The organism is Roseobacter phycocola, from assembly GCF_042055075.2.
In the GTDB taxonomy this organism is placed as follows: domain Bacteria; phylum Pseudomonadota; class Alphaproteobacteria; order Rhodobacterales; family Rhodobacteraceae; genus Roseobacter.
Map to the genome: position 1 here is coordinate 86,234 of NZ_CP194012.1, position 21,380 is coordinate 107,613.

24 protein-coding genes are annotated in these 21,380 nt (G+C 61.8%); 16 read left to right on the forward strand and 8 right to left on the reverse strand.

All coding sequences use genetic code 11. The annotated features are described in order from the left end of the window. The first annotated feature begins 69 nt into the window (after window positions 1-69). From AB4K19_RS20905 to dxs, 14 genes are all read left to right on the forward strand, one after another. Complete coding sequence (locus AB4K19_RS20905) at window positions 70-957, forward strand: polyprenyl synthetase family protein (RefSeq protein ID WP_436399618.1); 888 nt, start codon at window positions 70-72, stop codon at window positions 955-957. Beyond that, on the forward strand, window positions 950-2,077 hold the full coding sequence (locus tag AB4K19_RS20910; RefSeq protein ID WP_375227332.1) for a methyltransferase: 1,128 nt from the start codon (window positions 950-952) through the stop codon (window positions 2,075-2,077). Before AB4K19_RS20905 ends, AB4K19_RS20910 begins: the two co-directional genes overlap by 8 nt. Before the next feature lie 124 nt (window positions 2,078-2,201). Beyond that, on the forward strand, window positions 2,202-3,143 hold the full coding sequence (gene bchC, locus AB4K19_RS20915; protein WP_436399663.1) for a chlorophyll synthesis pathway protein BchC: 942 nt from the start codon (window positions 2,202-2,204) through the stop codon (window positions 3,141-3,143). Next, window positions 3,140-4,141: a chlorophyllide a reductase iron protein subunit X gene (locus tag AB4K19_RS20920; RefSeq protein ID WP_375227331.1), complete on the forward strand. Its 1,002-nt coding sequence runs from the start codon at window positions 3,140-3,142 to the stop codon at window positions 4,139-4,141. The genes bchC and AB4K19_RS20920 overlap by 4 nt, the downstream gene beginning before the upstream one ends. Continuing rightward, complete coding sequence (locus AB4K19_RS20925; RefSeq protein ID WP_375227330.1) at window positions 4,128-4,304, forward strand: hypothetical protein; 177 nt, start codon at window positions 4,128-4,130, stop codon at window positions 4,302-4,304. Before AB4K19_RS20920 ends, AB4K19_RS20925 begins: the two co-directional genes overlap by 14 nt. Beyond that, complete coding sequence (gene bchY / locus AB4K19_RS20930) at window positions 4,301-5,872, forward strand: chlorophyllide a reductase subunit Y (protein WP_375227329.1); 1,572 nt, start codon at window positions 4,301-4,303, stop codon at window positions 5,870-5,872. Before AB4K19_RS20925 ends, bchY begins: the two co-directional genes overlap by 4 nt. A 158-nt stretch (window positions 5,873-6,030) precedes the next feature. Then, window positions 6,031-7,506 carry a chlorophyllide a reductase subunit Z gene (bchZ, locus tag AB4K19_RS20935; protein WP_436399619.1) on the forward strand — a complete coding sequence of 492 codons (1,476 nt, stop codon included), beginning with the start codon at window positions 6,031-6,033 and terminating at the stop codon, window positions 7,504-7,506. Continuing rightward, window positions 7,503-7,757, forward strand: coding sequence for a cytochrome PufQ (gene pufQ / locus AB4K19_RS20940; protein ID WP_375227328.1), 255 nt, complete (start codon window positions 7,503-7,505; stop codon window positions 7,755-7,757). Before bchZ ends, pufQ begins: the two co-directional genes overlap by 4 nt. 186 nt (window positions 7,758-7,943) lie before the next feature. Continuing rightward, window positions 7,944-8,090 carry a light-harvesting antenna LH1, beta subunit gene (pufB, locus tag AB4K19_RS20945; protein ID WP_375227327.1) on the forward strand — a complete coding sequence of 49 codons (147 nt, stop codon included), beginning with the start codon at window positions 7,944-7,946 and terminating at the stop codon, window positions 8,088-8,090. Between the two features lie 12 nt (window positions 8,091-8,102). Further along, window positions 8,103-8,261, forward strand: a complete 159-nt coding sequence (gene pufA, locus AB4K19_RS20950) for a light-harvesting antenna LH1, alpha subunit (RefSeq protein ID WP_187429532.1) — start codon at window positions 8,103-8,105, stop codon at window positions 8,259-8,261. Window positions 8,262-8,506: 245 nt separating this feature from the next. After that, entirely contained in the window at window positions 8,507-9,355 is an 849-nt protein-coding gene (gene pufL / locus AB4K19_RS20955; protein WP_375227326.1) for a photosynthetic reaction center subunit L, read from the forward strand. 2 nt (window positions 9,356-9,357) lie between these two features. Beyond that, window positions 9,358-10,353 (forward strand): photosynthetic reaction center subunit M, encoded by a 996-nt coding sequence (gene pufM / locus AB4K19_RS20960; protein WP_375227325.1) that lies wholly within the window; start codon window positions 9,358-9,360, stop codon window positions 10,351-10,353. Window positions 10,354-10,355: 2 nt separating this feature from the next. Continuing rightward, entirely contained in the window at window positions 10,356-11,471 is a 1,116-nt protein-coding gene (gene pufC / locus AB4K19_RS20965) for a photosynthetic reaction center cytochrome PufC (protein WP_375227324.1), read from the forward strand. A 219-nt stretch (window positions 11,472-11,690) separates the two neighbouring features. Then, on the forward strand, window positions 11,691-13,628 hold the full coding sequence (dxs, locus tag AB4K19_RS20970) for a 1-deoxy-D-xylulose-5-phosphate synthase (RefSeq protein WP_436399620.1): 1,938 nt from the start codon (window positions 11,691-11,693) through the stop codon (window positions 13,626-13,628). Here the strand turns inward: dxs and AB4K19_RS20975 are convergent. The 7 genes from AB4K19_RS20975 to AB4K19_RS21005 are packed head-to-tail and all read right to left on the reverse strand — an operon-like array spanning window position 13,625 to window position 19,599. Beyond that, window positions 13,625-14,626 (reverse strand): P1 family peptidase, encoded by a 1,002-nt coding sequence (locus tag AB4K19_RS20975; RefSeq protein WP_375227323.1) that lies wholly within the window; start codon window positions 14,624-14,626, stop codon window positions 13,625-13,627. The two genes, dxs and AB4K19_RS20975, sit on opposite strands and share 4 nt — an antisense overlap. A gap of 9 nt (window positions 14,627-14,635) precedes the next feature. Then, complete coding sequence (locus tag AB4K19_RS20980; protein ID WP_375227322.1) at window positions 14,636-14,986, reverse strand: cupin domain-containing protein; 351 nt, start codon at window positions 14,984-14,986, stop codon at window positions 14,636-14,638. Then, complete coding sequence (locus AB4K19_RS20985) at window positions 14,983-15,729, reverse strand: SDR family oxidoreductase (RefSeq protein WP_375227321.1); 747 nt, start codon at window positions 15,727-15,729, stop codon at window positions 14,983-14,985. Before AB4K19_RS20985 ends, AB4K19_RS20980 begins: the two co-directional genes overlap by 4 nt. Then, window positions 15,713-16,243 carry a GNAT family N-acetyltransferase gene (locus AB4K19_RS20990; RefSeq protein ID WP_375227320.1) on the reverse strand — a complete coding sequence of 177 codons (531 nt, stop codon included), beginning with the start codon at window positions 16,241-16,243 and terminating at the stop codon, window positions 15,713-15,715. Before AB4K19_RS20990 ends, AB4K19_RS20985 begins: the two co-directional genes overlap by 17 nt. Next, window positions 16,236-17,843, reverse strand: coding sequence for an ABC transporter ATP-binding protein (locus AB4K19_RS20995; RefSeq protein WP_375227319.1), 1,608 nt, complete (start codon window positions 17,841-17,843; stop codon window positions 16,236-16,238). Before AB4K19_RS20995 ends, AB4K19_RS20990 begins: the two co-directional genes overlap by 8 nt. Continuing rightward, window positions 17,840-18,655 carry an ABC transporter permease gene (locus AB4K19_RS21000; RefSeq protein WP_375227318.1) on the reverse strand — a complete coding sequence of 272 codons (816 nt, stop codon included), beginning with the start codon at window positions 18,653-18,655 and terminating at the stop codon, window positions 17,840-17,842. Before AB4K19_RS21000 ends, AB4K19_RS20995 begins: the two co-directional genes overlap by 4 nt. Beyond that, window positions 18,652-19,599 (reverse strand): ABC transporter permease, encoded by a 948-nt coding sequence (locus AB4K19_RS21005; RefSeq protein WP_375227396.1) that lies wholly within the window; start codon window positions 19,597-19,599, stop codon window positions 18,652-18,654. The genes AB4K19_RS21000 and AB4K19_RS21005 overlap by 4 nt, the downstream gene beginning before the upstream one ends. A gap of 76 nt (window positions 19,600-19,675) precedes the next feature. Between AB4K19_RS21005 and AB4K19_RS21010 the strand changes: the two genes are divergently transcribed. Both AB4K19_RS21010 and AB4K19_RS21015 read left to right on the forward strand, forming a co-directional pair. Continuing rightward, window positions 19,676-20,788 carry an acetoin utilization protein AcuC gene (locus tag AB4K19_RS21010; protein WP_436399621.1) on the forward strand — a complete coding sequence of 371 codons (1,113 nt, stop codon included), beginning with the start codon at window positions 19,676-19,678 and terminating at the stop codon, window positions 20,786-20,788. Between the two features lie 30 nt (window positions 20,789-20,818). Further along, window positions 20,819-21,169 (forward strand): TraR/DksA family transcriptional regulator, encoded by a 351-nt coding sequence (locus AB4K19_RS21015; RefSeq protein ID WP_375227317.1) that lies wholly within the window; start codon window positions 20,819-20,821, stop codon window positions 21,167-21,169. On the opposite strand, the gene AB4K19_RS21020 is transcribed toward AB4K19_RS21015, so the two are convergent. Then, a complete protein-coding gene (locus AB4K19_RS21020; protein ID WP_436399622.1) occupies window positions 21,166-21,375 on the reverse strand; it encodes a hypothetical protein in 210 nt (69 codons plus the stop codon). The two genes, AB4K19_RS21015 and AB4K19_RS21020, sit on opposite strands and share 4 nt — an antisense overlap. Window positions 21,376-21,380 lie beyond the last annotated feature (5 nt).

Below are 21,380 nucleotides of genomic sequence, written 5' to 3' on the forward strand. Positions count from 1 at the left end.
AAACTGTCCAGTATGATTTACACTTTAGTGTCGTAATTAAATGACACATAAGGTCAGAAGGAGTTTCCGATGGGCATGAATGCGCGGATCGAGGCGGCAATTGCACAGTCAGTGGCCGTGGGTCAGGGCAGGGGGGCCGTTCCGCCCCGGCTGGCCTCAGCACTGGGCTATGCGACAGAACCCGGTGGCGCGCGGATCAGGCCCACGATCTGTATGTCGGTTGCAATGGCCTGCGGAGACGACCGCCCGGCTCTGTCGGATGCGGCAGCCTCGGCGCTCGAACTGATACACTGTGCCAGCCTCGTGCATGATGATCTGCCCTGTTTCGATGATGCGGATATCCGGCGCGGCAAACCGTCTGTGCACAAAGCCTATTCCGAACCGCTGGCCGTTCTGACAGGTGACAGCCTGATCGTGCTGGCCTTTGAAATTCTTGCGCGCCAGTCCGGCGCAGCACCCGACCGCGTGGCGCAGCTGATCATGACCCTGGCGCAGCGTACCGGTATGCCGGGCGGGATCTGCGCGGGTCAGGGCTGGGAAAGTGAGGCAGATATTGACCTGTCCGCCTATCACCAGGCCAAAACCGGCGCATTGTTTATCGCCGCCACGCAGATGGGTGCGATTTCCGCAGGCCAGGATGCAGAGCCCTGGTTTGAACTGGGCGCCCGCATCGGTGAGGCGTTCCAGGTGGCGGACGATCTGCGCGACGCGCTTTATGATGCGGAGACCCTGGGCAAACCGGCGGGCCAGGATGATCTGCACGGGCGGCCCAATGCGGTCACGCTGCTGGGTGTACAGGGTGCGATCTCCCGGCTGCGTGACATTCTTGGCGGTGCCATCGCATCGATCCCGTCCTGTCCGGGCGAAGCGCAGCTGGCAGAGATGGTGCGTAAATACGCCGAACGTCTGACACCGGTGGCACCGGCAACGGCGACGGCACGTTCCGGCAATGTCTGATCTGAGCGCACAGCTTCCCGGGTGGCGCGGGGGCTGGCTGAACCGGCTGGTTGCACGCCCCGGGTTTCAGAGCTGGGCCAGCCGCTTTCCCCTGACACGGGGCCAGGCGCGGCGGGATGGGGCGGTGCTCTTCGATATCGTCCAGGGATTCGTTCAGAGCCAGGTTCTGATGGCAGTCGTTGAACTGGACCTGTTGCGGCGGCTGCGCGGCGGTCCGCTGACAGCGGAACGTCTGGGCCTCGCAACCGATGTCCCGCACGACCGGATGGAAATTCTGCTGCGCGGTGCCGCAGCGCTGAAACTGTTGCGGCGCGACCGGGCGGGCCGGTACCACCTTGCGCGGAAGGGTGCGGCGCTGATGGGCGTGCCTGGGCTCGAGGCGATGATCCGGCACCATCGCGCATTCTATGCCGACCTGGCCGACCCGGTGGCTTTGCTGCGGGGGCCCGATCAGACGGAACTGTCGGAGTTCTGGCCCTATGTATTCGGCGCACGGGGTCAGATTGATCCGGCGGTGGCCGAGACCTACTCGGATCTGATGGCTCAGAGCCAGCGGCTTGTCGCAGAGGACACGTTGCGCGCCGTCTCCCTGAAAGGTGTTACGCGGCTTCTCGATATCGGCGGAGGTACCGGCGCGTTTCTCGAAGCCGCTGGTAAGGCCTGGCCCGGAATGGAACTGGGGCTTTTTGATCTGCCACAGGTCACGCCCGGAGCTGTTGCGCGGTTCGAAGCAGCAGGGATGGCGGATCGTGTCACCCTGCATCCGGGGTCGTTCCGGGATGATCCTTTGCCCGAGGGTGCTGATGCGATTTCGCTGATCCGCGTGCTCTATGATCACGCAGACGCGACGGTCGAAGCCTTGCTTGCCGCAGTTTATGACGCGCTGCCCGCGGGGGGCCGGCTGATCATATCAGAGCCTATGGGGGGTGACCGTGCCCCCGACAGAGCCGGCGATGTCTACTTCGCTTTTTATACGCTGGCGATGCAAACCGGCCGGACACGTACCCCCGGTGAGATAAGAGCGCTGTGCGAGGCGGCAGGATTCACCGGTATTCAGAGCCCGTCCCCGGCGCGGGCATATGTCACGCGCACCCTGATGGCGGTGAAGCCTGACAACTGATCGGCGCATGTGTCCATTTTAATTGACAGTTGAGTATGTAAGCTTAAACTGACAATTGTGACTGATCGTGATCATGAGTCTTTGATCCAGATCAGTTCCCACGGAAGAGACGATGGAGAGAACATTGGAAACCACCGCCGTTCTGCTGAAGGGTCCGCGTGATCTGGATGTCGACAGCCTGGCGCTGACGGCGCCCGGAGCGGATGATCTGGTGGTTGATATCTCCCACTCCGGAATTTCCACAGGTACGGAAAAACTCTTCTGGTCAGGGCAGATGCCGCCTTTTCCGGGCATGGGCTATCCGCTGGTGCCCGGTTACGAAGCCGTTGGTGAGGTCGTCGAGGCGTCGCCTGCGTCAGGCTATCGCGCCGGCGACCGGGTCTTTGTGCCGGGGGCAAACTGCTATGACGGTGCCTTTGGGCTTTTCGGTGGTGCCGCGGCCCGCGTAGTGACCGCGCCGGACCGGGTTACGCGAATCGATTCGACGCTTGGCCCGGCAGGGGCGCTGCTGGCGCTGGCGGCGACGGCGCGCCATTCGATGGCGGGGCTGAACAAATCCGTGCCGGACCTGATTGTGGGCCACGGCGTGCTGGGACGTTTGCTGGCCCGGCTGACAATTGCAGCAGGTGCTCCGGCGCCGATGGTCTGGGAAACCGACCCTGACCGCCGCAGTGGTGCGGAGGGCTATGAGGTCATCGACCCGGCCGAAGATCCGCGGCGCGATTACATGTCCGTCTACGATGCCTCCGGCAGTGTCGGTGTGCTGAATGAACTGGTCGCCCGGATGGGCAAGGGTGGCGAGATCGTGCTCGCAGGCTTTTACACCGACCCGATCAGTTTCGCATTCCCGCCAGCCTTCATGAAAGAGGCGCGCTTCCGCGTCGCCGCCGAATGGACGCATGACGATCTCGCCGCAACGCGCGCGCTGGTCGAGGCCGGGCTGCTGAGCCTTGACGGGCTGATCACAAATACCAGCCGCGCGGCGGATGCGCCCGCGGCCTATCAGCGGGCGTTCTCTGATCCGTCCTGCCTCAAAATGATTCTGAACTGGAAGGATGTGGCATGAAGGACGAAGTTCCGAACCTCAAGGATTACGATGCCCGTCTGAAGGACGAAGCGGGTGAGGCGACACTGGAAGTGCCGCAGTCCGAGCCCACGTCCAAAACGCAGATCATCGCGATCTATGGCAAGGGCGGGATCGGCAAGTCTTTCACGCTGGCCAACCTCAGCCACATGATGGCCGAACAGGGCAAGCGTGTGCTGCTCATTGGCTGTGACCCGAAGTCGGACACCACGAGCCTGCTGTTCGGTGGCAAGGCATGCCCGACGATCATCGAGACCTCAACCCGCAAGAAGCTGGCGGGCGAGGAGGTGAAGATCGGAGACGTCTGTTTCAAGCGCGGCGGCGTATTTGCGATGGAACTCGGCGGCCCGGAGGTCGGGCGCGGCTGCGGCGGGCGCGGGATCATCCATGGTTTCGAACTGCTTGAAAAGCTCGGGTTCCACGACTGGGACTTTGACTACGTCCTGCTCGATTTCCTGGGCGATGTGGTTTGCGGGGGCTTTGGTCTGCCGATTGCGCGGGACATGGCGCAGAAGGTTATCCTCGTTGCGTCAAACGATCTGCAGTCGCTTTATGTTGCGAACAATGTCTGCTCGGCGGTGGAGTATTTCCGCAAGCTGGGTGGCAACGTAGGCGTGGCGGGTCTGGTCATCAACAAGGATGACGGCACCGGCGAAGCAGCGGCCTTTGCTGAAGCGGTGGATATTCCGATCCTGGCCTCCATCCCGGCGGACGAGGACCTGCGCCGGAAATCCGCCAACTATCAGATTGTCGGATCGATGGAGACCCAGTGGGGCCCGCTCTTTGCAGAGCTGGGTGTGAATGTCGCCGAAGCCCCGCCAATGCGCCCTGCGCCGCTGGATCAGGACGGGCTGCTGGGGCTGTTCGATGCGTCCGAGACCGGCGGCGATGTCGTGCTGGAGCCGGCATCAGACGAAGATATGCGCGGCAAGAATGCTGCACCGAAACCATCGCTGGAAGTGGTCTATGACGAAGCCTGAGATCTTCTGGGCCTGCGAGGAAACAGCGGCGCGCAGCCGCTGGCTGGGTCAGCGTGCGATTGAGTGCGTTGAGCAGGGACAGGAGACTCTGGAGCAGTCCAAACAGCTTTTGCTGGAAATCAGCAGAATGGGCTCGCCAAAACAGAGAGACACCGACAAGTGAAATCTGAAGTCACATATGACGATGCGTCCGAAGTTGAGGTGATCAGGGGTCATCCGCACGGTGACGTCTCGCGGGTGACATCCGGGGCGCCTGCGGATGCAATGGGCTGTCATTCGGGAGAGGACATGGCCGAGGCGGCACGTGCAGCCGGCCAGTCCGAACTGCTGGACAAATTCCGCGAGGACTACCCGCTGGGTCCGCATGACAAGCCGCAGTCTATGTGTCCTGCTTTCGGTTCCCTGCGTGTCGGTCTTCGTATGAAGCGGGTCGCAACGATCCTGAGCGGCTCTGCCTGTTGTGTCTATGGTCTGACCTTTGTGTCGCATTTCTACGGCGCGCGGCGGTCGGTCGGATATGTGCCGTTCAACTCTGAGAGCCTCGTTACCGGCAAGCTCTATGAAGACATCCGGGATTCCGTGCATGAGCTGGCTGATCCTGACAGGTACGATGCCATCGTCGTGACGAACCTGTGTGTGCCGACGGCCAGCGGTGTGCCGCTGCGCCTGCTGCCCGAAGAGATAAACGGCGTCCGGATTGTCGGCATTGATGTGCCTGGTTTTGGTGTGCCCACACATGCCGAAGCCAAGGATGTGCTGGCCGGTGCCATGCTGAAGTATGCCCGGGCAGAAGTTGAAGCGGGTCCTGTTGCAGCACCTGTTGGCGGGAAATCTACGCGGCCGACCGTGGCGTTGCTGGGCGAAATGTTCCCCGCGGATCCGATGATGATCGGGCAGATGCTGGCCCCGATGGGTTTGGCTGCGGGTCCGGTGATGCCGTGCCGCGAATGGCGGGAACTTTATGCAGCGCTCGATTGTTCGGTCGTCGCGGCGATCCATCCGTTCTATGTCGATACCGTGCGGGAGTTCCGCGCGGCCGGACGTCCGGTGGTGGGCTCCGCACCTGTTGGCTATGACGGGACGGCCGCATGGCTGAAGGCAATTGGCGAGACATATGGCGTCCCCGCCGAGGCGATTGCTGCCGCACAGAATGCCGTGTTGCCCGCCATTCAGGGAGCGCTTGCTGCGACCCCGATTGACGGCACAATCACATTGTCTGGCTATGAGGGATCAGAACTTCTGGTGGCGCGCCTGCTGATCGAAAGCGGAGCGAAGGTTCCGTACGTCGGCACGGCCTGTGCAAAATCCGAATGGTCCGCGGATGATGCAGCCTGGCTGGAGGCCAATGGCGTACAGGTAAAATACCGGGCATCGCTGGAAGATGACTGTGCGGCGATGGAAGCGGTGAAACCCGACCTGGCCATTGGCACGACACCAGTGGTGCAGAAGGCCAAGGAGCTGGGTGTTCCGGGGCTTTATTTCACCAACCTGATTTCGGCACGACCGCTGATGGGTGTGGCGGGCGCGGGTTCACTGGCAACTGTGATCAATGCGGCCATCGCAAACAAAGGCCGTATGGACCGCATGAAGGCGTTCTTCGAGGACGTCGGCCACGCGGATACCGCGGGTGTCTGGGAGGGTGATCCAAACCTGCGTCCGGACTTCCGCGCGCAGCATCAGAAGAAGCTGGACAAGCAGAAGCGGGCGGCGGAAGCCGCGAGGATGGTTTAAGTGCGGGTTTATGAACATAAACCCGCAAAGCGCGAGGCAGCGTTGCGCAAAGCGCATTGGGTTCGCGCCCGGTTGGAACAGGACCTGGGGGCTCTGCCCCCGCGCTGCGCGCTCCCCCGGGATATTTCGGGCCAGAAGAAGCGGGTAGGGTTCTGCTGATGCTGGTGACAGATCATGATCGTGCGGGCGGTTACTGGGGGGCTGTCTATGCCTTCTGTGCCGTGAAAGGTCTGCAGGTGGTGATTGATGGGCCCGTGGGTTGCGAGAACCTGCCGGTGACTTCGGTCCTGCATTATACGGATGCTTTGCCTCCGCATGAGTTGCCGATTGTGGTGACCGGTCTGGGCGAAGGCGAGATGGGTGCGGGCACCGAAGAGAGCATGAAGCGTGCCTGGGATACGCTGGACCCGGCGCTGCCGGCTGTGGTGGTCACCGGATCGATTGCCGAGATGATCGGCGGTGGCGTAACACCGCAGGGCACGAACATTCAGAGATTCCTGCCGCGCACCATTGATGAGGATCAGTGGGAAGCGGCGGATCGGGCGATGACCTGGATCTTTACCGAATTCGGTATGACCAAAGGCCGGATGCCGCCCGAGAAGAAACGCGGGGAAGGTGCGCGTCCCCGCGTTAACATCCTCGGTCCGATGTATGGCACGTTCAACATGCCATCCGATCTGGCCGAGATCCGCAGGCTGGTCGAAGGGATCGGCTGCGAGGTCAACATGGTCATGCCTCTGGGGGCGCATGTGGCCGAAATGAGAGATCTGGTGAATGCGGATGTGAATATCTGCATGTACCGCGAGTTCGGGCGTGGATTATGCGAGCTTCTTGCCAAGCCGTATCTCCAGGCTCCGATAGGGGTCGAGAGTACCACGAAGTTCCTGCGCGCACTGGGGAACCTTGTGGGCCTCGACCCCGAACCTTTTATCACCCGCGAGAAGCATTCCACGATCAAACCGGTCTGGGATCTGTGGCGGTCAGTTACGCAGGACTTCTTTGCCACCGCGAATTTTGCAGTTGTTGCAAACGAGACCTATGCGCGTGGCATCCGGCTGTTTCTGGAGGATGACATGGGTCTGCCCTGTGCTTTTGCCGTAGCGCGGGTGGCCGGGAAGAAGACAAACAATGAAGAAGTGCGGGCCCTGATGGGGCAGAAACGACCCCTGATTGTGATGGGGTCGATCAACGAGAAAATGTATCTGGCAGAGCTGAAGGGCGGGCATGGACCCAGTCCTGCGTTCATCCCTGCGAGTTTCCCGGGGGCGGCGATCCGGCGGCATACCGGTACCCCGTTTATGGGCTATGCGGGTGCGACCTATCTGGTTCAGGAAATCTGCAACGGGCTCTTTGATGCGCTGTTCCACATTCTGCCGCTTGGCACGGAAATGGACGCGACGGACGCCACGCTGACGCCGCTGAGACGCGATTTCCCCTGGGATCCGGACGCGCAGGCCATGCTCGACCGGATTGTGGAAACCCACCCAATTCTGACACGTATTTCGGCCGCCAAGTCATTGCGCGATGCGGCTGAGGCGGCGGCACTTGCCGCCGGAGACGAACGCGTGGTGCTCGACACCGTGCGCGCGCTGGACCCGGCATCTGCCGGCATTGATCTGGAGGATCGGACATGAGTGATATGACATCGGACATGATGGACACCACAGGGGCATCTGATGCGCCGCGTGAGACCACGCGCCGACGGCACGGTCTCGAATTCAATGTCTATTTTGCGATTATCTTTCTTGCGACCCTGCCGCTGGCGACGCTGACCTGGGCGCTGGCCGCGATCCGGTCCCGCAGTTTTACCGAAAAAGGCCCCATGGCACGCGCCTGGACCCAGGCACAGATCATCACACCGATGATCTTTTCGGCCGGCCTGTGAACTTTTTTCCGCACATAAGCGCAGGCCCCGCCTGTGGTGCGACCCGAATTCCTGGTGTGTGTGCGCCTGCCGGGAACATGGACTGGAGATCCGGCACCGGAGCTCCAGAGACCCTGAGGGGGGAGACCCCCAAAGGACCCGGCCGCGGGGTGCGCGGCGTCAGCATAACGTTCCGGAGGAATTTTTATGGCTGATAACAACCTGTCTTTCACAGGTCTAACCGACGAGCAGGCGCAAGAATTGCACGCTGTCTATATGAGCGGGCTCTGGCTGTTTTCAGCCGTAGCCGTTGTCGCTCACCTGGCAGTGTTCATCTGGCGTCCGTGGTTTTAAGGGGAACAGGAAATGGCAAAGTTCTATAAGATCTGGCTCATCTTCGATCCGCGTCGTGTGTTTGTTGCACAGGGCGTTTTCCTCTTCCTGCTGGCAGCGATGATCCACCTCGTCCTGCTGAGCACGGAGCACTTCAACTGGTTCGAACTGGCAGCACAGTCTGCTCAGTAACGGCAGCTTCCGGCAAGGGACTGTCTGAACCGGTGCGCAAGTACCTGGAGAATGCTGCGGGCGGACACATGTGCGCCGCCCGCCCGCGGCGAACTGAACACTGACGCAATAATACGACGGCCTCCGCCTGACAGTGGACCGGCGTGTGCCCCGGAACTGATCCGGGCCTCTGTCCCCGAAGGGGCAGGGCGCTGCACACCGGCCCCGGCAACACAAGGCGCGCCGCACACACGCGGAGAATGAAGATGGCACTGCTCAGCTTCGAAAGAAAATATCGCGTCCGCGGAGGGACGCTGATCGGCGGCGATCTGTTCGACTTCTGGGTGGGCCCTTTTTATGTGGGCTTTTTCGGGGTCACGACGGCGTTTTTTGCCCTGCTGGGCACCATCCTGATCTTCTGGGGCGCGTCACAGCAGGGGACGTTCAATCCCTGGCTCATAAACATTGCGCCTCCCGATCTGAGCTATGGTCTGGGGCTGGCACCGCTGATGGAAGGCGGTCTGTGGCAGATCATCACGATCTGTGCCACCGGCGCATTCATCAGCTGGGCGCTGCGCGAGGTTGAGATCTGCCGCAAGCTGGGCATGGGGTATCACGTGCCTTTCGGTTTTGCCTTTGCGATCCTGGCCTATGTCACGCTGGTGATCTTCCGGCCGTTGCTGATGGGCGCCTGGGGGCATGGCTTTCCCTACGGCATTTTCAGCCACCTCGACTGGGTCAGCAACACCGGCTACGCCTATCTGCATTTCCATTATAACCCGGCGCATATGCTGGCGGTCACGCTGTTCTTTACGACGACCCTGGCACTGGCACTGCATGGTGGTCTGATCCTGTCGGCCTGTAACCCGGAAAAGGGCGAAGAGGCCAAGACGCCGGATCACGAGGATACGTTCTTCCGTGACTTCATCGGCTATTCGGTTGGCACACTTGGTATCCACCGCGTGGGCTACCTGCTGGCCATCAATGCGGTGTTCTTCTCGGCGGTCTGTATCATCATCTCCGGTCCCGTCTGGACGGCCGGCTGGCCCGAATGGTGGAACTGGTGGCTTGATCTACCGATCTGGGGTGAACCCATCGCAGCAGGAGGGATGTGATCATGATGTTCCCTGACTATCAGAATATCTTCACGCAGGTGCAGGTCCAGGGCACGCCCGAGATGGGCATGGACGACCAGGGCAACAACATGATGGAGGAGCGGACGGGCAAACCTTTCTTCAGCACCTTTGTCGGCCTCTTCGGAAATGCGCAGATCGGTCCTTACTACGTAGGCTGGACCACGCTGGTGGCTTTTGCCACGGGCATCGCCTGGTTTGTGATCGTGGGCTTCAATATGCTGGCGCAGGTCGGCTACTCGATCCCGCAGTTCATCCGGCAGCTTTTCTGGCTGGCGCTGGAACCGCCCAGCCCGGAATACGGTCTGTCGATGCCGCCGCTGGACGAAGGTGGCTGGTACATCATCGCCAGTTTCTTTCTGCTGGTGTCGGTGATGACCTGGCTCCTGCGGGCCTACCTGCTCGCGCAGCAGCACAAGATGGGTAAGCACATCTTCTGGGGCTATGCCGCAGCTGTTTGGCTATTCCTTGTTCTGGGTCTTTTCCGCCCCGTTCTGATGGGCTCCTGGTCAGAGGCCGTGCCGTATGGCATCTTCCCGCACCTTGACTGGACCACGGCGTTCTCGATCCGGTATGGCAACCTCTACTACAACCCGTTCCACTGCCTGAGCATCGTGTTCCTATATGGCTCTGTGCTGCTGTTCTGTATGCATGGAGGGACCATTCTGGCGGTCACGCGATATGGCGGCGACCGTGAGCTGGAGCAGATTTACGATCGCGGAACGGCGACCGAACGCGCGGCTCTCTTCTGGCGCTGGACCATGGGCTTCAACGCCACAATGGAAGGCATTCACCGCTGGGCCTGGTGGTTTGCGGTGCTGACCCCGATTACCGGCGGCATCGGCATTCTGCTGACCGGCACGGTCGTCGACAACTGGTTCATCTGGGCGCAGGAACACAATTTTGCACCCATGTATGACGGCTCCTACGGATATGCCGACTACGGCTCCTATGAGACCTTTATCGGGAAGGAGAACTGATCATGCTGCCCAAGTGGTTTGACAAATGGAATGCGGACAACCCGACCAATGTCTTTGGTCCCGCGATCCTTCTTGGTGTGCTCGGCGGTGCTGTTTTCGCGGCTGTCATGGTGATTAACTTCGGCAATCCCGCGCAGACGGCGAGCCTGCAGACCGGCCCGCGTGGCACGGGTATGTCGGTGCCTGAGTTCAACGTGGCCCGGCTGGCAGCGGACCCGACGATCGAGGATTACTACACCGAAGAGCCTTATGTGCCCGAAGGTGGCGAGGATCTGGCAAAGGACATCTATGAAAATGTCCAGGTGCTCGGGGATCTGACAGAAGACAACTTCAACCGGGTAATGGCGGCCATGACGCAATGGGTCGCTCCGGAGGAGGGCTGTGCCTACTGCCACGGTGACGTGGATCTGGAGGAATACGGCAATGACGACCTGTACACAAAGGTAGTGTCGCGCCGGATGATCCAGATGACGCAGAACATCAACGAGAACTGGTCCGGACACGTGAATGCGGTCGGTGAGGTTGGTGTGAACTGCTACACCTGTCACCGTGGCGAGAATGTACCGTCGGAAATCTGGTTCAACATCAACCCGGTCAACGAGGCCGCGGGTGGCTGGGCAAGTGTCCAGAACCGCGCAACATCGCTGAGCCAGTCCACCTCGCTGCCCTCAAACGCGCTGGAAGTGTATCTGACCGACTATGAAGCGGTGAACGTGCACGATCTGGAAAGCCGTGTTGAGGGTGTGCCCAACGACGAGGATGTGGCCTCGATCCAGAAGGCCGAACAGACCTATTCGCTGATGAACTATTTCTCGAACAGTCTCGGCGTGAACTGTGTGTTCTGTCACAACAGCCGGGCGTTCTATGACCCCGACCAGGTGACACCGCAGTGGTCCACGGCCCTGCTGGGACGTCAGATGGTGATTGAGCTGAACCAGGAATATCTGATCCCGCTTGAAACCGAATACCCGCCTGAACGCCTTGGCCCGATCTATGCTGATGCGCCCAAGGCGGCCTGTAAAACCTGTCACAAAGGCTATCAGCGTCCGCTTCAGGGGATGAATGTGATCGCCGACTGGCCCGAGCTCGCGACCAGCGAGGCGCCGGTTTACGAATGAGCGACGGGGCGGCCCCTCCCGGCCCGCCCCCGCTTCAGCCAGGCACGGACCAGAGGCTTCCCTGGTCTTTGCGCGGGGTCTCAACACCCCGGTTCCCTTCCTGTTGGCTACAGGAACCTGGGGTCGCAGCGGCTTTGACCGATGCGACCCCTTTTTTCAGATCGGCGGGAAACCGGCCCTGGCAAAGGCCGCCCGCCGCTCAGCGAAGGAGATGTGCGCATGACGACCCATGAAACCCCCACGCTGGATCGCGTTGCAGGCCCCGCAGACCTGCGGAACATGAGCGGCCGAGAACTGAAGTCTGTCGCGGATGAGCTGCGCAGCGAAGTTGTCGCCGCTGTCAGCCGCACGGGCGGGCATCTTGGTTCCTCGCTGGGCGTGGTTGAGCTGAGCGTGGCCATCCACGCGGTTTTTGACACCCCGCGCGACAAGCTGATCTGGGATGTGGGGCACCAGTGTTACCCGCATAAAATCCTGACCGGGCGGCGCGACCGCATGCACACGCTGCGGCAGGGGGGCGGGATCAGCGGTTTTACCAAGCGCAGCGAATCTGACTATGATCCTTTCGGCGCGGCCCATTCGAGCACGTCGATCTCGGCGGCTCTGGGTTTTACGGTCGGGCGCGACATGGGTCAGCCGACCGGTGATGCGGTTGCCGTGATCGGGGATGGCTCGATCAGTGCGGGCATGGCCTATGAGGCGCTCAACAATGCCGGTGCGGAAGGTCGCCGCATGTTCGTGATCCTGAATGATAACGAGATGAGCATTGCCCCGCCCGTGGGCGCGATGTCCTCCTATTTGTCCAGCCTGTCCGATCTGAGCCGTGTGGGTCCGTTCGGGGGCCTGGTCGCGATGGCCGAGGGCATGGAGCAGCTGGCACCAAAACCGGTGCGCGAAGGCGCCCGCCGGGCACGCGAGCTGGTCACCGGTCTGGAAAGCCGGGGCACCTTCTTTGAGGAGCTCGGGTTCGACTACATCGGCCCGATTGACGGCCATGACATGGGTCAGCTGCTGAGCGTGCTGCGTGCAGCCAAGGCGCGTGCCACGGGGCCGGTGCTGATCCACTGCTGCACGGTCAAGGGCAAGGGGTATGCGCCGGCGGAAGGCTCTGCAGACAAATACCATGGGGTCAGCAAATTTGATGTGGGCACCGGGGTGCAGTCCAAAGCGCGCGCGAATGCGCCTTCTTATACGGCGGTCTTCGGCGACACGCTGACCGAGGAGGCCGCGCGCGACCCGTCCGTGGTTGCGGTCACGGCGGCGATGCCGGGCGGGACCGGCGTGGACCGGATGGCCAAACGGTTTCCTGCGCGTGTTTTTGATGTCGGTATCGCGGAACAGCATGGCGTGACCTTTGCTGCCGGTATGGCAGCCGCTGGGCTCAAACCCTTCTGCGCCATTTACTCGACGTTCCTGCAGCGCGGATATGATCAGGTTGTGCATGATGTGGCACTTCAGGGCCTGCCGGTGCGTTTTGCCATCGACCGCGCGGGGCTGGTGGGGGCCGATGGGGCGACCCACGCCGGCGCTTTTGACATCGGATATCTGGGTGCGCTGCCAGGCATGGTGGTCATGGCCGCCGCTGATGAGGCCGAGCTGAAACACATGGTGGCGACTGCTGTTGCCTATAACGAGGGGCCCATTGCCTTCCGCTATCCGCGCGGCAATGGCACAGGTGCTGAAATGCCTGAGCGGGGCAGGGTGATTGAAATCGGCAAGGGCCGCATGATCCGCGAAGGTACCGGCGATGTTGCCCTGCTGTCGCTCGGGACACATCTGACGGAATGTGAGGCTGCGGCCACCGAACTGGAAGCAAGCGGGATCAGCGTCACAATTGCGGATGCGCGGTTTGCCAAGCCGCTGGACATGGAGCTGATCGCCCGCCTCGCGCAGTCGCATGACGCGCTGATCACCGTAGAACAGGGCGCGATGGGCGGCTTTGGCGCCATGGTGCTGCAGGCGATGGCGGCGCAAGGGTTGCTGGATCACGGTTGTCGCGTGCGGACACTGTGCCTGCCGGACCGTTTCATTGACCAGGCCTCACCGGCGGAAATGTACCGCGATGCTGGTCTTGATGCGCAGGGGATCACACAGAGTGTTCTGCGCACGCTGGGCAAAGATGCGAAAGTGATCGATCTGAACAGCCAGCGCGGCTAGCTGTTTTTCTCGCGCCAGCAGGGCAGCAGATCACCGGGCGCAGGACTTGCTTCGCTGATCGCGCGCGCGATGGCGCGTGTCAGGCACAGGGATGCGGCATGACCGATCTGTGCAAGATCACGCGTAGGTTCCGCCAGCTGTCTGTTGCCTGTTGAGACAGCAAAGACGAGATCGCCGTCCGAGGGTGTGTGCGCCGGGACGACCGCGCGTCCGATGCCGTCGTGCGCCGCAATCGCAACGCGTTCACAGTCGGCTTTGTGCAGGGCTGCGTCCGTGGCAACGATCGCAATCGTCGTGTTGGCGTGTTCCTGGAAAGCCGCCAGTTTCAGGCCCGGCAGATCCCGTCCCAGACCGCTGCGCGTATCCGGACCCAGGCCGCCGAACTCCTGCCCGATCTCGAAGGGGGTTGCGTAAAAGTGGCGCTCGCCCGGCGTTGTCACAGAGCCCATCGGGTTCGCGGCCACCAGTGCGCCAACAGTGATACCGTTGTCCAGAACCAGCGAGGCAGACCCCAGACCTCCCTTCAGGACCGCAGTCGTGGCACCGGTTCCGGCCCCTTCGGACCCCAATGCGAAATCGGGCGATGCAGCATCAAAGGCGCGCCGCCCAAGGTCCGGGTAGGGATTGTCCTGCCAGTCCTTGTCGCCACCGTTCAGCAGATCAAAGAGAATGGCACCGGGCACAATCGGCACCCGCGCCGGGCCGACGGAGAATCCGCGCCCCACTGCGCGCAGACCGCTGACCACGCCCTGACAGGCATCGAGGCCAAAGGCGGAGCCGCCGGACAGAACCAGCGCGTCGATCTCCGCAACGGATTTGTCCGGTGCGAGCAGATCGGTTTCGCGTGTTCCCGGTGCGCCGCCCATCACATGTACCGATGCACAGAAAGGCGACCCGGCAGTCAGAACCGTAACACCGGACTTCAGGCCGTCATCCCGGGCGTTGCCGACCAGCAGGCCCGGTACATCTGTGATCAGGTTGCGTGTCCCCGGTTGCATCCCGGCGCCTCAGATACGCGGTTTGGCGGTGGCAGTAGCCACATCACCGGTGTTGGGTTCGCCCCTGGGTTCGATCAGCAGCACTTTGCATTCCTGCGCCGCGCGGGGCCGGTGCGTGACGCCTTTCGGCACGATAAACAGTTCGCCGGCTTTGATTTCATGGGTGCTGTCTTCGAGATCCATGACCATCTCACCCTCAAGTACCAGAAAGAAATCATCCGTGTTTTCATGCAGATGAAATGGAAACTCACCCTGAAACCGCACGACCATGACCTCGTTGTCATTGTAATCGGCGATCACATGCGGGTCCCAGTGGCTGGTAAAAAGGTTGATTTTTTCCTGAAGGTTGATCGTCTTCATATGCAGCGTCCTCCGTCTACTTCGAGTGCCGCGCCCGTGATCATGGATGCTTCGTCTGAGCACAGGAAACAGGCGGTGTTGCCCATGTCCTCAGGCGTTGAAAACCGTCCGATGGGTATCGTAGCCAGAAACTTTGAGCGCATTTCGGGCGTATCCTCACCCATGAACGATTTGAGCAGTGGTGTTTCGCCCGCTACAGGGCAGAGTGCGTTCACCCGCACACCATCGGGGGCCAGCTCCACCGCCATGGTTTTGGTCGCGGTGATCATCCAGCCTTTTGAGGCGTTGTACCAGTTCAGCTTTGGGCGGGGTGACAGGCCCGCCGTGGACGCGATGTTCAGAATGGCACCCTTCCGGCGGTTTTTCATGTGAGGCACAAGGGCACGGGCCGTCAGGTAGACGGATTTCATGTTCACGGCAGTGACCCGGTCAAAATCCTCTTCGCTGATATCTTCAAGCGGGCCGGGCAGGTGTGTCACCCCGGCATTGTTGACCAGAATGTCCACATGTCCCCAGGCCTTCAGCGCGGTTTCCGTCATTGCCGCCACAGATGCGCCATCGGCCACGTCCGCTCCGCAGGCAATGGTCTGTCCCCCTATGTCATCGGCCAGCTGCCCCGCCGCTGTGGCGTTGACATCGGCGATCATGACCTGCGCCCCCTCGGCGATGAATTTACGCACAATGCCGGCACCAAAGCCGGATGCCCCGCCTGTGACGATTGCTGTTTTATCTGTCAGTCGCATGATCAAACTCTCCTGTATCAACGCGGCAGGACAGCACCAGCCTGTTGTGCCCGTCACTGTCCGGGGTGGCCGGTGCCAGCCGGTGCAGGTCAAATCCCTCGCGGGCCCAGAACATTTTGCCGCGTATGTTGGCATCCAGAACAGCAAGTTTCAGCGCCTGACGTCCTGCTGCTGCGGCGCGTGCCTTGGTCTGGTCGATCGCTTTCTTGCCGATGCCACGCCCGCGGTAGGCGGGGTCCAGCAGCACCAGCCCCAGCCACCAGTCTTCGGGGAACTCATAGCCGTCAGCGATGCAGATGATCCCGGCAATGGCATCGCCTTCCATCACGGCAAAGTGGATCAGACATTCCGGTCCAAGATCAGGAGGCGTTGCCTCAAAAAACTGGCGGACGTATTCCTCGTCCGGGGCGTGGCCGATTTCCAGAATGACGTAGTCGCGGGCACGCTCGGCAAGATCCATGACATCGTCAAAGTTGTCTTCGGCGCTGATGGTCTTCAGGGTAATCTCAGACACGCAATCCACCTTCTGCTGCGGGCAGGTTCAGTACCGGTGCCGCTGCAAGCAGTTCCTGTGTACAGGAGTGGGAAGGGTTACTGAATACTGTTTCTGTCGGCCCCTGTTCGACGATTTCGCCGGCCTGCATCACCAGAACCCGGTCGGTCACTGTGCGCACCACACTCAGATCATGCGAGATGAACAGCCAGGTCAGGTGATATGCGCGGCAGAGGTCTCCCAGCAGATCGAGGATCCGCGCGCGGACGGAGACATCGAGGGCGGATACGGCCTCGTCAAAGATGATCAGGTCCGGCCGCAGGATCAGCGCACGCGCGATGGCGATCCGCTGGCGCTGGCCGCCGGAAAATTCATGGATGTACCGCTCCCCATCCTCTGGATTGAGGCCCACATCTGTCAGAGCAGCCGCTACGGCGTCCTGTTTCTGTGTGCCGCTCAATGGTGTCTCAAGCAGAAAACAGGGTTCTGTGATCAGCCGCCCCACGGTGTGGCGTGGGTTGAAGCTGCCGAACGGGTCCTGAAACACCACCTGCAGGCGACGGCGGACGGCGCGGTCAGGCCGTCCATCGGTGAAAACGGGCTGGCCATCCAGCATAATCTGTCCGGTGTCGACCCGGTCCAGACCGAGGATCGCGCGTGTCAGTGTGGATTTGCCGCAACCGCTCTCGCCAACCAGTCCCACACGTTCGCCACGGCGGATGCTGAGGCTCACATTCCGCACCGCCCGGGTCGGGGCTGCCCTCGCAAACAGACCCTGCCGCGCGCCCGGATAACTCCGCGAGACCTTGTCAAGCTCCAGAAGGGGCGGGCCGGGGTCTGTCTCCGGCAGGCTGACACTGTGGGTCGAGGCTGAGAGCAGCATTTGTGTGTAAGGGTGGCGGCGTTGCGCGAGCAATTCTGCCGTTGGCGCTGTTTCCACGACCTGCCCATCCTTCATGACCGCGATGCGGTCTGCCATCTGCGACACGACGGCCAGGTCATGGGTGATCATGATCATGCCGGTGCCGGTTTCGCGCACAAGACCGCGCAGCAGGTCGAGGATCTGCGCCTGTGTCGTCACATCCAGCGCGGTGGTCGGTTCATCGGCAATCAGCAGCCTGGGTTTCATCGCTATGGCGATGGCAATCACCACGCGCTGCCGCTGCCCGCCCGAAAGCTCATGCGGGTACCGGCTCAGCGGGAAGCGGTCCTGCGGCAGACCGACCCGTTCCAGCAGGTCAGCCGCCCGCCGCATTGCGTCCGCGGTGCCGGTCCCGTCATGCAGGCGAATGCTTTCTGCCACCTGCGCGCCGATGGTCTGGACCGGGTTCAGGGCCGTCATCGGTTCCTGAAAAACCATGCCGATGTCACGTCCGCGCAGGGCACAGAGGTCGGGCTCGCTCATCTCTGTCAGTCCGGCACCGTCCAGCATGATCTGCCCGGAGGCTGTGGCACCCTGTGGGAGCAGCTGCATCACCGCGAGTGCCGTCATGGATTTGCCGGACCCGCTTTCCCCGGTCAGGGCCAGAATTTCGCCCGGGTCAACACGGAGCGAGATACTGTCGAGAACACTCGTGTCCCCGATCCGCACGGTGAGATCGTCGATCCGCAGAAGGCTCATGTGCGCAGCCTCCTGAGCCTTGGGTCAAGCTGATCGCGCAGCCCGTCGCCTGCAAGGTTCAGCCCTAGGACAATCAGGATAATCGCCACGCCGGGCACGATGGCCAGATGTGGTGCCAGGGTCACAAGGGTCTGGGCATCGGCCAGCATCCGTCCCAGTGATGGGGTAGGGGGCTGAACACCAAGGCCTACAAAAGAGAGCGCCGCCTCGACCTGTATGCCGAGCGCAAACTGAATGGTGCCCTGAACGATCAGCATATTGGTTACGTTCGGCAGGATGTGTTCAACCGAGATGTGCGCGGTGCTCTTGCCTGCGACGCGCGCGGCCAGGATGAACTCGCGTTCCCAGAGCGGCAGGGCCGCGCCCCGGGTGACACGCGCAAAGACAGGAATGTTGAAGATCCCGAATGCGACAATGGCATTGACCGCTGAAGGGCCGAAAACGGCGGTGATCAGAATGGCCATGACCAGCAGGGGAAAGGCAAAGACGATGTCATTGCCGCGCATGATGAATTCATCCAGCCAGCTGCCCCGGCGCGCAGCGGCCGCCAGACCCAGCGGGACACCCAGGCTCAGGCCAATGGCTAGTGCCAGAAGTGCCACTGCGACCGAGGTACGCGCGCCCACCATCACCATGCTGAGGATGTCGCGGCCCAGATGATCCGTTCCCAGCAGATGTACCCCACCCGGGCGCTGCAGTTTTTCCGGAATGTTCAGAACGGTGTGATCGAACGGTGTCCACACCAGCGACAAAAGGGCCAGCAGGATAAAAAACCCGGACAGGGCGAGGCCGAGCACAAGCTGACGGTTCATGTGCGCTGCCTCAGCCGTGGGTCGACGGCCGCATAGGCCAGATCGACCAGAAAGTTGATCATGATCACGGCAAAGACCACCAGCATGACCACGCTTTCGACGACAATCAGATCCCGTGCAGAGATCGACTGGAAAATCAGGCGGCCGAGACCGGGCAGGTAAAATACCTGCTCGATGATAATCGTGCCGGCGAACAGAAAGGAGAACTGCAGACCGATGATCGTCAGCACGGGGATAAAGGCGTTCCGCAACCCGTGGCGCCAGACCGTCTGGCGGCGGCTGAGACCCTTGGCGCGGGCGGTGCGCATGAAATCCTCGCCCATGACTTCGAGCAGGGACGACCGCATCACACGTGTCAGGATGGCAGCCTGGGGCAGGGCGAGCGCGATGGCAGGCAGTGTCAGCGCATGGACCGCGCCGCCAAAACCCTTGTCCCAGCCCGGGAAGCCCCCGGCCGGGAACCACCGCCACTGGATGGCGAATACCAGCACCAGCATCATGGCAAACCAGAAATTCGGAACAGCAACCCCAAGCTGCGTTGCCCCCATCACACCGGTATCGGCGGCCTGCCCGCGCCGGGTGGCGGCGAAAACGCCCGCGGGGATAGCGATGATGGTGGCAAGCACAAGCGCATAGAGCGCAAGAGGCAGGGATACACCGATGCGATCCGCCACCATCTGCGATACAGGCGTACGGTAGGTGTAGGAGGTGCCGAAATCTCCGGTCAGCATCCCGCCGGTCCAGGCAAAATACCGTTCTACCTTTGTCGTATCCAGACCCAGTTCGCTGCGCAGCGCGGCCAGTGTTTCAGGCTGTGCGTTGATGCCCAGCATAAAGGAAGCGGGATCGCCGGGGGCTATTTCGATCACGGTGAAGATGATCAGCGACGCCACCGCGAGGCTCAGGATCAGCGATCCGGTGCGTTTGATGAAATAGCGCAGCATTGCCGACAGGTTAGGCCGCACTCCGGCCTTGGTCCAGAGGGGTTGTTGCCGTGGCAGCAGGCGTTATCTGTCGGACATGGACAGGCCCCGTTTCATCGGTGCGGAAATATTCCGCCATTCCAGCTATGGGCGCTGGCATCCGCTGCGGGTGCCGCGTGTTTCCACAGTTATGGATCTGTCGCGTGCGCTGGGATGGTTGCCGCGCGAGCAGTTCATCACCGCACCCCGCGCCCGGCAGAAGGCGCTTGAGGTGTGGCACACGCCTGACTATCTGCAGGCATTGCAGCGGGCAGAGGCAACCCAGGAAGCAACGCCTGAGGATACGCGCCGTCATGATATCGGGTCGGTGACCAATCCGGTGTATCCGGAAATCTTCCGACGGCCTGCAACAGCGGCAGGTGGGTCGCTGCTGGCGGGAGAGTTGCTGCGGGACGGGGGCGTCATCTACAATCCGCCCGGAGGAACGCACCATGGGATGCCGGACCGTGCCAACGGTTTCTGTTATCTGAATGATCCGGTTCTCGCCATGATCAGTCTGCGGCGCAACGGGGCGCAGCGGATTGCCTATGTGGATATTGATGCGCACCATTGCGATGGTGTGGCGGTGGGGTTTCATGGCGATCCTGACTGTCTGATGATTTCGGTTCACGAAGAGCGCCTGTGGCCGCGGACGGGCCCGCTGGACGACGACGCGGGGGGATCGGGGCTGAACCTGCCGGTGCCGCGGGGTCTGAACGACACGGAAATGGCTTTCATCCGTGAAGAGCTGATCCTGCCGAAGGTGGCAGCCTTCCGTCCGGATGCAGTTGTCCTGCTCTGTGGGGCCGATGGTGTCGAAGAGGATCCGCTGGCGCATCTGTCGCTGAGCAACAACGCCCACTGGGCGGTGGTACGGGCACTGATGGGTATTGCGCCGCGTTTTCTGGTTCTGGGCGGTGGCGGGTATAACCCGTGGTCGGTTGGCCGCCTCTGGACCGGCGTCTGGGCGACTCTGAACGGGCACGATATTCCGGATCGATTGCCCGCAGAGGCAGAGAATGTCCTGCGGGCGCTGACGTTCGAGGGCAACCGCCGGGGTAAAAACCCGCCGGAACACTGGTTCACCACCCTGCGGGACGCACCGCGCGACGGACCGGTTCGTGACGAAATCCGGGAGCGGGTCGCGGTTTTGCGTGCGCGGGGGATTTGACACCGGAAGGTTCCCTGCGATGCTGCTTGGATGAGCACAGAGCTTTCAGAGGACGCCTGCCGCGAACGATACGCCGAACTGCTGCGCGGGGAACTGAGGGCGCTCAGCGATGCGGGTGACCAGACAGAAGCCGACCGCCGGCCTGTCGTGCTGGATCAGCAGAGCGTTGGCCGTCTGTCCCGCATGGACGCCCTGCAGGGGCAGGCGATGGCCGTTGCGATGCAGGGCCGCAGGGATGCCCGCGCCCGCGCTGTCGCAGCGGCACTGGAGCGGCTGGATACCGGCGATTTCGGCTGGTGCGATGACTGTGGGGAATTTAACGGCGTAAAACGGCTGGATCTGGACCCAGCCGTGCTGCGATGCGTGGAATGCGCGCGTTAGACGGGCATGTTGTCGAACATGTCGTCCTGCGCTTCTTCGGTCAGGATCAGGTTCATCCGGCGCAGTGTTGCCGGCACCGCACGTCCTCTGGATGAAAGTGTTGCAACAACGCGGGCCACCTGGGGCTGCAGTCTGATGCGCTCTGCGTCGTCTGCGTGGTCCACCTGTTGCTGTAGTTTCGATATGCGCACTTCAAGGTCGTCCAAGTTTC

Excerpts from the sequence above, each read along its gene's own strand:
- AB4K19_RS20905 (WP_436399618.1), top strand. The coding sequence starts at position 70 with ATGGGCATGAATGCGCGGATCGAGGCGGCAATTGCACAGTCAGTGGCC.
- AB4K19_RS20910 (WP_375227332.1), top strand. The coding sequence starts at position 950 with ATGTCTGATCTGAGCGCACAGCTTCCCGGGTGGCGCGGGGGCTGGCTG.
- AB4K19_RS20920 (WP_375227331.1), top strand. The coding sequence starts at position 3,140 with ATGAAGGACGAAGTTCCGAACCTCAAGGATTACGATGCCCGTCTGAAG.
- AB4K19_RS20925 (WP_375227330.1), top strand. The coding sequence starts at position 4,128 with ATGACGAAGCCTGAGATCTTCTGGGCCTGCGAGGAAACAGCGGCGCGC.
- bchZ (WP_436399619.1), top strand. The coding sequence starts at position 6,031 with ATGCTGGTGACAGATCATGATCGTGCGGGCGGTTACTGGGGGGCTGTC.
- pufQ (WP_375227328.1), top strand. The coding sequence starts at position 7,503 with ATGAGTGATATGACATCGGACATGATGGACACCACAGGGGCATCTGAT.
- pufB (WP_375227327.1), top strand. The coding sequence starts at position 7,944 with ATGGCTGATAACAACCTGTCTTTCACAGGTCTAACCGACGAGCAGGCG.
- pufA (WP_187429532.1), top strand. The coding sequence starts at position 8,103 with ATGGCAAAGTTCTATAAGATCTGGCTCATCTTCGATCCGCGTCGTGTG.
- pufL (WP_375227326.1), top strand. The coding sequence starts at position 8,507 with ATGGCACTGCTCAGCTTCGAAAGAAAATATCGCGTCCGCGGAGGGACG.
- pufM (WP_375227325.1), top strand. The coding sequence starts at position 9,358 with ATGATGTTCCCTGACTATCAGAATATCTTCACGCAGGTGCAGGTCCAG.
- pufC (WP_375227324.1), top strand. The coding sequence starts at position 10,356 with ATGCTGCCCAAGTGGTTTGACAAATGGAATGCGGACAACCCGACCAAT.
- dxs (WP_436399620.1), top strand. The coding sequence starts at position 11,691 with ATGACGACCCATGAAACCCCCACGCTGGATCGCGTTGCAGGCCCCGCA.
- AB4K19_RS20975 (WP_375227323.1), bottom strand. The coding sequence starts at position 14,626 with ATGCAACCGGGGACACGCAACCTGATCACAGATGTACCGGGCCTGCTG.
- AB4K19_RS20980 (WP_375227322.1), bottom strand. The coding sequence starts at position 14,986 with ATGAAGACGATCAACCTTCAGGAAAAAATCAACCTTTTTACCAGCCAC.
- AB4K19_RS20985 (WP_375227321.1), bottom strand. The coding sequence starts at position 15,729 with ATGCGACTGACAGATAAAACAGCAATCGTCACAGGCGGGGCATCCGGC.
- AB4K19_RS20995 (WP_375227319.1), bottom strand. The coding sequence starts at position 17,843 with ATGAGCCTTCTGCGGATCGACGATCTCACCGTGCGGATCGGGGACACG.
- AB4K19_RS21000 (WP_375227318.1), bottom strand. The coding sequence starts at position 18,655 with ATGAACCGTCAGCTTGTGCTCGGCCTCGCCCTGTCCGGGTTTTTTATC.
- AB4K19_RS21005 (WP_375227396.1), bottom strand. The coding sequence starts at position 19,599 with ATGCTGCGCTATTTCATCAAACGCACCGGATCGCTGATCCTGAGCCTC.
- AB4K19_RS21010 (WP_436399621.1), top strand. The coding sequence starts at position 19,676 with ATGGACAGGCCCCGTTTCATCGGTGCGGAAATATTCCGCCATTCCAGC.
- AB4K19_RS21015 (WP_375227317.1), top strand. The coding sequence starts at position 20,819 with ATGAGCACAGAGCTTTCAGAGGACGCCTGCCGCGAACGATACGCCGAA.